Source organism: Sporichthya sp. (assembly GCF_013815995.1).
Taxonomy (GTDB): domain Bacteria; phylum Actinomycetota; class Actinomycetes; order Sporichthyales; family Sporichthyaceae; genus Sporichthya.
Window position 1 is genome coordinate 1 of the sequence record NZ_JACDFE010000215.1, and the last position, 7920, is coordinate 7920.

9 protein-coding genes and 1 tRNA gene are annotated in these 7920 nt (G+C 69.0%); 7 read left to right on the plus strand and 3 right to left on the minus strand.

The window, feature by feature from the left end:
* Positions 1-242 precede the first annotated feature (242 nt).
* On the plus strand, positions 243-1346 hold the full coding sequence (locus H0X00_RS19300) for a glutamate--cysteine ligase (protein WP_293774033.1): 1104 nt from the start codon (positions 243-245) through the stop codon (positions 1344-1346).
* A gap of 292 nt (positions 1347-1638) precedes the next feature.
* A complete protein-coding gene (locus H0X00_RS19305) occupies positions 1639-1851 on the plus strand; it encodes a dodecin (RefSeq protein WP_293774034.1) in 213 nt (70 codons plus the stop codon).
* Here H0X00_RS19305 and H0X00_RS19310 read toward each other — a convergent pair.
* The gene (locus H0X00_RS19310; RefSeq protein ID WP_293774035.1) at positions 1848-2345 is read right to left on the minus strand and encodes an SRPBCC family protein; all 498 of its coding nucleotides are present in this window, start codon (positions 2343-2345) and stop codon (positions 1848-1850) included. The two genes, H0X00_RS19305 and H0X00_RS19310, sit on opposite strands and share 4 nt — an antisense overlap.
* Positions 2346-2449: 104 nt before the next feature.
* Between H0X00_RS19310 and H0X00_RS19315 the strand changes: the two genes are divergently transcribed.
* Positions 2450-3424 (plus strand): NAD(P)H-binding protein, encoded by a 975-nt coding sequence (locus H0X00_RS19315; protein ID WP_293774037.1) that lies wholly within the window; start codon positions 2450-2452, stop codon positions 3422-3424.
* Entirely contained in the window at positions 3421-4101 is a 681-nt protein-coding gene (locus H0X00_RS19320) for a CPBP family intramembrane glutamic endopeptidase (RefSeq protein ID WP_293774038.1), read from the plus strand. The genes H0X00_RS19315 and H0X00_RS19320 overlap by 4 nt, the downstream gene beginning before the upstream one ends.
* Positions 4102-4201: 100 nt before the next feature.
* Here the strand turns inward: H0X00_RS19320 and H0X00_RS19325 are convergent.
* Positions 4202-4275 (minus strand) — tRNA-Thr (locus H0X00_RS19325).
* A gap of 203 nt (positions 4276-4478) precedes the next feature.
* On the opposite strand from H0X00_RS19325, the gene lepB reads away from it, so the two are divergent.
* Positions 4479-5111, plus strand: a complete 633-nt coding sequence (lepB, locus tag H0X00_RS19330) for a signal peptidase I (protein WP_293774040.1) — start codon at positions 4479-4481, stop codon at positions 5109-5111.
* 87 nt (positions 5112-5198) lie between these two features.
* Here the strand turns inward: lepB and H0X00_RS19335 are convergent, their stop codons facing one another.
* Entirely contained in the window at positions 5199-5957 is a 759-nt protein-coding gene (locus H0X00_RS19335; protein WP_293774042.1) for a hypothetical protein, read from the minus strand.
* A 143-nt stretch (positions 5958-6100) separates the two neighbouring features.
* Here H0X00_RS19335 and H0X00_RS19340 point away from each other — a divergent pair, with 143 nt between their 5' ends.
* Together H0X00_RS19340 and H0X00_RS19345 are read left to right on the plus strand one after the other, a co-directional pair.
* The gene (locus H0X00_RS19340; RefSeq protein WP_293774044.1) at positions 6101-7066 is read left to right on the plus strand and encodes a spirocyclase AveC family protein; all 966 of its coding nucleotides are present in this window, start codon (positions 6101-6103) and stop codon (positions 7064-7066) included.
* A complete protein-coding gene (locus tag H0X00_RS19345; protein WP_293774045.1) occupies positions 7063-7881 on the plus strand; it encodes a hypothetical protein in 819 nt (272 codons plus the stop codon). The genes H0X00_RS19340 and H0X00_RS19345 overlap by 4 nt, the downstream gene beginning before the upstream one ends.
* Positions 7882-7920: the final 39 nt, after the last annotated feature.

Here is a 7920-nt window from a genome sequence, read left to right on the forward strand (position 1 = left end):
GCACCGGGCAGGCCCGCGGTCACCGCGAGGAGCAGGGCACCCGCGCCGGCGGCGGCCGCGGTGCGTGAGGCGATCGTGCGTGAAGGCATGGCATCTCCAGATGGCCCCGGGGCCCGGGGGATTGAGGGGGAGACCTGACCGGGTGTAGGTGCGTCAGGGCCGAAATCTGGTGTGTATCGGATATAACCAACACAAGCATGACGTAATTCCCGCTTCGCAACGCCAACCAGCGGAGGAGACCAGTGCGCACTGTCGGCGTCGAAGAAGAACTGCTGATCGTCGATCCGGAGACCGGAGCAGCGCGCGGCCTTGCTGCCGAGGTCATCGCGCTGGCCAACCACGACGGGGCGATCGACGGGGCGGTCGAAGGGGAGCTGCAACAGCAGCAGGTCGAGATCGCCTCATCGCCGCATCACGAGCTTGCGGATCTGGCCGCCGATCTCACCGCGCAACGGGCCGCCGCGATCGAAGCGGCCACCCGGCGCGGGGTGGCCCTGATCGCGCTCGGCACCTACCCGGCAAGCGTGCAGGCGACGCCCAGCCCGGACCGGCGCTACCGGCGTCTCGTGGGTCGCCTCGGGCTACCGGCCCGGGAACAGCTCACCTGTGGCACGCACGTGCACGTGGAGATCGAGGATGCGGCCGAAGGGGTGGCCGTGCTGGACCGGATCCGGCCGTGGTTGCCGATCCTGCTCGCGGTTTCGGCCAACTCCCCTTTCTGGCAGGAGGAGGACACCGGCTTCGCCAGCTTTCGGCACGAGGCGTGGGGCCGCTTTCCTTCCGCCGGCCCGACGGAGATCTTCGGCACGGCCGACGCCTACGAGCGTGCCGTCGAAGCGCTCGTTGCCACGGATGCGCTGCTGGACCGCGGGATGGTCTACTTCGACGCCCGCCTGTCCGCGACGTTCCCCACTGTCGAGATCCGCGTCGCGGACGTCTGCGTGCACGCCGAGGATGCGGTGCTGATCGCGTCCCTCGCCCGGGGCCTCGTGCTGACGGCGGCGCGGGAGTGGCGCGACGGAGTCGGCCCGGATCCGGTGCGCCTGGAGATGCTGCGGGTCGCGCACTGGACCGCCGCCCGCTGGGGCCTGGACGGCGACCTGCTCGACCCGCAGTCCTGGCGTCCCGTGCCCGCCCGCCGGGCCGCCGACCTGCTGCTCTCCCACCTCACCGACGCGCTGAACGAGACCGAGGACCTCCCGCTGGTCCGGGCACTGCTCGACACCGTCCTGACCCGGGGCACCGGCGCGCGGTGGCAGCGCGAGCAACTGGAGGCGGGCAGCGGCTGGGCCGACCTCGTCCGCGCCGCGGCCGCGATGACGGCGAAGCCGATCCGACTGCGGTGACCGCTGGACTACAGGCGCTCCGCTTGCGCTGTGTCGAAAGTCCCGCCCGCCTAGGGACCCACCGAGGACGATCGCGGGCCGTTCGCCCGTCGTGCGAGAGCCCAGAGAAGCCGATGCTTAGGGCATGCCCACCCTCAGCCCGCCCCGTCCGGTCCTCGAGGCGACGGAAGCGACGGTGCCGATGACATCCAAGGCTTCCGTGAGGCCCGGGTGGTCTAGACACCATCCGCCCGGGTAGGTGGCTCGCCGCAGGCACCACAGCGCCGTGGGCCACGAAATAAGGGAGAGCGCGATGTCCGAACACGTCTACCGGGTCACCGAACTCGTGGGTACCTCGCAGGAGAGCATCGAGGACGCCATCCGCAGCGGGATCGGCCGGGCCGGCCAGACCGTGCGAAACATCGACTGGTTCGAGGTCACTGAGATCCGTGGCTACGTCCGCGAAGGCCAGCTCAACCACTACCAGGTCGGCATGAAGCTGGGCTTCCGGCTCGAAGACGTCTAACGGCCGTGCTCGAGGCGCCGGCCTGCGGTGCGAGGCGGCAGGTCGGCGAGCAGGTTGGCCGAGAACCGGTCGCCCATCATGGTCATGGTCCGGCGCATCACCTTGCGCACGGCGGGTCCGGCGGACTTCGGCAGCGGCAGGTCCGCCGTGATGGTGAGTGAGATCGCGAGGTTGACCCCCGTCGGGGAGTCCTGCAGGTCGTAGCGACCCTCCGCCCCGACGCGCTCGCGCACTCCGGGAGCCGGTCGATGCGAGAACACGATCGAGGACTCCGCGTCGAAGGCCATGTGCTCGGTGAACACCGGCGTGATTCCGGTACCCAGGCCCTTGAGTTCGATGAGGTGCCAGGTCCACGTGTCCTCCTCGGCCTCGATCCGGGTGAGCAGCGGGGTCAGGCGGACGAGGGTGTTCGGGTCGGCCAGGCGGACCCAGACTTCGTGACGGTCGGCCTCGACAGCGGCGACGCTGTCCACGGTGACGGAGAAGGTGGTCATGACTGGCACCTTCCGCATCCACGTCGCGGCAACGCGCGAAGCGGTGTGACAACACCGACAGCGCCAGCCGGATTGAGCGGTATACCCGTCGGTAGCTTCCCGGCATGGACATCGTGCTGGCGGGCGGCTCAGGATTTATCGGCCGGCGTCTGATTCCCGTGCTGCGCGCCGCAGGCCACGACGTACGCGCGCTCTCCCGCCATCCCGAACCGGACCTCGCCGACGACGTACCCGGCTGGGGCTCGCTACGGCATGTGGCGGGCGACGTCGCGGACGCGGACACGCTCGGCGAACCCTTCGCACACGCGGACATCCTGATCTATCTGGTCCACAGCCTCGGCGAGGACGACTTCGAACGCCGCGATGCGGAGGCCGCCTGGGCGACCGCGCTGGCGGCGAAGGAGGCGGGGATCTCCCGCATCGTCTACCTCGGTGGGCTGGGCGACGACAACATGGCGCACCTGTCGGCGCACATGCGCAGTCGACGCGAAGTGGAAGGTCTGCTCGGGGCGGCCGGGATCCCGGTGACCGTGCTGCGCGCCGGAATCATCGTCGGGAACGGCAGCATCAGCTGGGAGATCACCCGTCAACTGGTGTGCAATCTGCCGGTCCTCCCCGCCCCGGCCTGGGTGTCCACCCGCAGCCAGCCGATCGCGGTCGAGGACGTGGTCGCCTACCTCGCCGGGGTGGTCGAGGAGCCGGCGACGTCGGGGATGACGTACGAGATCGGCGGTCCCGAGGTGCTCACCTACCGCGAGATGCTCCGCCAGGCCGCGCAGGTGATGGGCCGTCACCCACGTCCGCTGTTCACTGTGCCGTTCCTGACGCCCTGGCTCTCCGGGAAGGGATTGCGGTTCGTGACCGACGTCGACCCCGACGTCGGCGCGGCCCTGGTGGAATCGATGGGCAACGAGGTGGTGGTCCAGGACGACAGCATCACCCGACTGCTGCCGCGTCCGCTGCTGACCTTTGCCGAGGCGGCCCGGCGAGCCCTCGACGAGCGCGAGGCCGAACAGCGGGACGCCGAACAGCGGGACGCCGAATGGCGGGACTCCGACCCGCAGCCGCAGCCGGCATGACGGCCACCGGCCGGGTCCGCGAGGTGCTGGGCGCGACCCCGTTCGTCGGGGCACCGCCGCCGGAGGACGCCACCGACCGTCGGCGGCGCGGCGCCGTGGTCGCAGCGACCACTGTTCTCGGCGCCGTGCTCACTGCCTTCGCCCTGAACGAGCACGGCACCGGACCCCGGTTCTTCCTGCTCACCTCCGCCCTGGCTGCGACCTGGCTGCTCGGGGCGTTGCTGTCCGGGCCGGTGCCCCTGGGGCGCTTGCGCGGGGGCCATGACCTCGCCGGTCCGGCCGCCCTGGCTGCCCTGATCTTCGGGGTCTTCGTCATCGGCGAGTTGATCGTGAGCACCAACCCTTACCTGGCCGACCAGGTGGACGGGATCATCGGCCACGCCAGCGGCCGCGTCGCCCTGCTCGCCGCGCTGGTCGCAGTGGTCAACGGGGTCGGGGAAGAGCTGTTCTTCCGCGGTGCCGCCTGGTCCGCTCTCGCTCGTCACCGCCCCGAGGTGGCCAGCACCGTGCTCTACGTCGTCGTCATCGCGTGCTCGGGGATCCTGATCCTCGTGGTGGCCGGCGTGATCATGGGCGCCGTCTTCGCCCTGCAGCGCCGTGCGACCGCCGGGGTGCTCGCCTCCTGCATCACCCATGTGGTGTGGACGCTGCTGATGATCGCCCTACTCCCCCGCTGACCCCAGACCGAGGTGACGCTCATCCCCATAGGAGGTTCGCAGTCCTGACCAGAAACCCAGGCCGTTGGGGCCTCGAAGGCCTTGACCTGGGTTCTAGCGGAGCCGCCTATCGGAATCGAACCGATGACCTGCTCATTACGAGTGAGCTGCTCTAGCCGACTGAGCTAAGGCGGCGTCGGGGAGCAAGCTCCCCGCCGCTGCGAGTTTAGGGCATACGGAACCCAAACCCGCCAGCGCTCAGCCTTCGGAGCGGGGCAGGCCTGGGTCCCGCAGCCATCCCGATGAAATGGCGCGGCGGGGCGTCCAGGGGCAGGGTCACGGCGGCACAATCGAACACCCGGTAACCATTCGCGTCAAAGAAGTCGAGGGCCAGACCCGTGGGGAACCGTGGCGCACCGAAATCCCCGAGGCCACTGTCGACATGGCGCGGCGGACGGGCCGTCAGAACGATCCTCGTCACCGGCGCCCTGGTGCTGGCCGTCCTCGCCGCCGCCACGACCATCACCGCCGTCCGGGTCGACGGCGTGAGCATGACGCCCACCCTGCGCGACTCCGAACGCGTCCTGCTGCGACCGTTCAGCGGCGGGGACACCCCGGCACGGTTCGCGGTGATCGTGACCCGGTTCAGCAGCGGGCCCACCGTGGTGAAACGCGTTATCGGCCTCCCCGGCGACGGCGTCCGGATCGACACGGTGGAAGGGGTGACCACCGTGGAGGTCCAGCCCGGCGGCCAGGGTCCCTGGCTGGTCGTCGACAACCCGGCCTGGACCGGGTCCTGGGGTTTCGTGCGCTGTTGCCGCCCGGACGGTCAGTCGGGGCCGGCCGACCCGCAGGTCGTCCCCACCGGGATGCTCTTCCTCCTCGGCGACAACCCCGCCGCCTCGCAGGACTCCCGCGCCTTCGGCTGGGCCCCGATCGAAGCGATCGACGGCGTCGTGCGCTGGCGCCTCAAGGCCTGGGTGCTGCCCAGCGGCGTGCACTCGCACGTGCAGTTGCGTGCGCTCTCATGATGGACGACGCCGCCCCATGGCGGCTGGGGTTCGCGGCATCGGCTGACGCACCGTCAGATGCGGTCGTCAGACACGGCTGACCTCGAACTAACCCGCCGGCACCGCCGTCCTGGTTTGCCGCTCCACCGGGTTCGGAGGCACGTAGACCGGCAGGCTCCGGAAGACGTAGATCGAGTAGACGTCGACCGCCAGGTTTCCGATCGCCATCATGATGTAGACCGGCCGGCAGAAGTGGTCGGGGTCGGAGAGCATCATCCACGGCCAGAACCCGGCCGACAGGGTGAGGTAACCCCACAGGATGAACTCGCTCATCCCGCGCTGACTGCCCCGGGACCGCATCATCGAGATGTTGAACGCCGACGCCATGATCACCGTGGTGGTCAGGCCGTAGTACTCCAGCGGGTCATCGGTGATGTCCTGGAACCAGTGGAAGATGCCGTACACGAACACCTGCAGGACGCAGTAGATCGCGATCGCCTTCGCCACCGAGCAGCCTTCGCCGAACAGATCCTCGCGGGCGTAGCGGATGATCTGCGCGATCACCACGAGCTCCAGGATCGAGAAGACGATCAGCCCGAACCAGAAGAGCTTGCAGATCCAGAGCTCATTCTCGTCGTCGAACCAGGAGTCGTAGGACGCGACGTAGGTGGTGTCGTGCGCGAAGTTCCACAGGTTGGTCGCGAGCGGGATGCAGAAGGTCTTGTCCCGCTGGCCACGCGGAATCGCCCCGGCGTACTGCATGTAGCCACCGATGCCGGCAATCGCCATCACGATCAGGATCAGCGCCATCCGCGTTCCGGAGTCGCTGTTGTCGATGACGACCTGTGGGTCGTACCCCTCGTTCATGGCGCTCATCATGCCTGCCGAAGGTCGCGCCCACAATTGCTGACATCTTGACAACTTCGTCAGTGTTGGAGCACTCTCGTTCCGTGGCCGTCCGCACCGATGAGGCACGCCCGGACCGCCCTCCCGGCAAGGAGGCGCGCCCCGTGCGGCGCCCGCTCGCGATCGCCGGTTTCGGCGTCGGTGCCGCCCTGATCCTGATCGTGCTGATCACCGCGGAGAAGGGCCCCGAGGGCCGGATCCTGGTCGACCGCTCGGTCGAGGCGTATCCGCAGCTGTGGGGCTACGACCACTGGATCACCACGGTCCAGGTCGCGACCCTGATCGCCAGCAGCCTGTTCCTGGCCTACTTCGTGCTCGCCTCGCGCCGCAACGGTCGGCTGCACCCGGCGCTGCCCGTGCTGGCTGGGCTGTTCGTGATGGGCGGGTTGACCGACTCGTTGGCGAACTGGGCCAGTTCGGCCGCGATGAACCCGGAGCTGGTGCACTACCCGACGAGTTGGTGGTTCTTCGACGTCTCGCCGACCACCGAGCCGATCATCAACACCGTCGCCTATCCGTACCTGTTCATCTTCCCGGCGCTGGCGGTAACCACGATCCTGGCCCGCCGCGGCGTGCGACCGAGCCGCCCGCTGTGGACCGTCTTCGGCATCACCTTCGCGGTCGCGGTCCCGCTCAACTGGGTGCTGGTCAACCTGTTCATGTGCCGGATCGAGTACTGGACCTACACCCAGGTCCCGGGCTGGGCCGTCATCCGCGGCGAGACGCCGTGGCAGTACTCCTGGACCGACCCGCTCACGCTGTCAGTGCTCACCGGCGTCACCGCGGTGCTGCTCTGGCGGGACGCCGACGGCAACAGCGCCGCCAACCGGATCGCGAACCGCATCGGGGCCCTGCGCCCGCACAAGGTGCTCGGTGAGCTGGTCGTGGTCGTGCTCATCACCGCGATGGCCTACGTGCCCTACAACGCGGTGTGGGCCTCGTTCCGCCTTACCGACAGCGCGGACACCCTCGCTCCCTGGATCTACGAGAACACCAAGGTCTACGACCCCAAGGGCGACTACGCCGAAGCCGGGATTCCCGGTCCGTACTTCGAAGGAAGGTGGCCATGATCGCCACTGAGCGGGACATCTCCCAGATCCCGACGATCTCCGCCGACCGCGCCGACGCGTTCTTCACCGTCTCCGCGATCATGGCCGGGGCATTCCTGCTCTGGGCCCTGGTCGACCTGGTGTGGAAGCGCTCGCCGATCCTCACCCTCTGCCTGGTCGGCAGCGTGCTCTGCAACCTCAACGAGCCGATCTGGGACGCCCTGGGCAAGCTGCGCTTCCACGAGGGCAACCACATCGCCTGGACCCAGTTCCCGGACTTCGCGCAGCCGGTGCACTACCCGTACTGGGCGATGTTCGTCTATACCGGCTTCGGTGGCGTCGCCTGCTACGTCTTCTACAAGGCGTTCGCCTCGCGCAGTTGGACGGTGTTCGCCTACGCCATCGTCGGCCAGGCCGTCATGAACATCATCCTTGAGGGCTTCGTCATCACCAGCGCGTACGACTACTACGGCGAGCAGCCGTGGCGGATCGGCACCGACTTCCCGCTGTGGTGGGTGCCGGTGAACTACGGCGAGATGCTCGGCGGCTTCCTGCTCTGCATCGCGATCCGCAAGTGGGGCGTCGTCCGCGGTGCCCTGACCGCGATCCCGCTCGTGCCGTGCACGTTCTCGGCCTGGCAGCTGTGGGCCGGCTGGCCGACCTACGCCACCATCAACATGGACATCAACGGCGCCTGGCGTGACGTCGCGGCGCTGTCGGGCGTGCTGATCGCCGTTGGCTCGGCGTACCTGATGGGCAAGGTCCTGCTGGACCCGCCCGCCACCGCCGCACCCGCTCCGGCGCAGCAGCCCGAGCGGGAGACCGTGCCGGCCTAGCACCACCTCGAACGCAGAAGCGGCGGCCACCCCCCGGGG

Bases quoted from the DNA above. Each gene is read 5' to 3' on its own strand.
- H0X00_RS19305 (WP_293774034.1), top strand. From the start codon at position 1,639: ATGTCCGAACACGTCTACCGGGTCACCGAACTCGTGGGTACCTCGCAG.
- H0X00_RS19310 (WP_293774035.1), bottom strand. From the start codon at position 2,345: ATGACCACCTTCTCCGTCACCGTGGACAGCGTCGCCGCTGTCGAGGCC.
- H0X00_RS19315 (WP_293774037.1), top strand. From the start codon at position 2,450: ATGGACATCGTGCTGGCGGGCGGCTCAGGATTTATCGGCCGGCGTCTG.
- H0X00_RS19320 (WP_293774038.1), top strand. From the start codon at position 3,421: ATGACGGCCACCGGCCGGGTCCGCGAGGTGCTGGGCGCGACCCCGTTC.
- H0X00_RS19335 (WP_293774042.1), bottom strand. From the start codon at position 5,957: ATGAACGAGGGGTACGACCCACAGGTCGTCATCGACAACAGCGACTCC.
- H0X00_RS19345 (WP_293774045.1), top strand. From the start codon at position 7,063: ATGATCGCCACTGAGCGGGACATCTCCCAGATCCCGACGATCTCCGCC.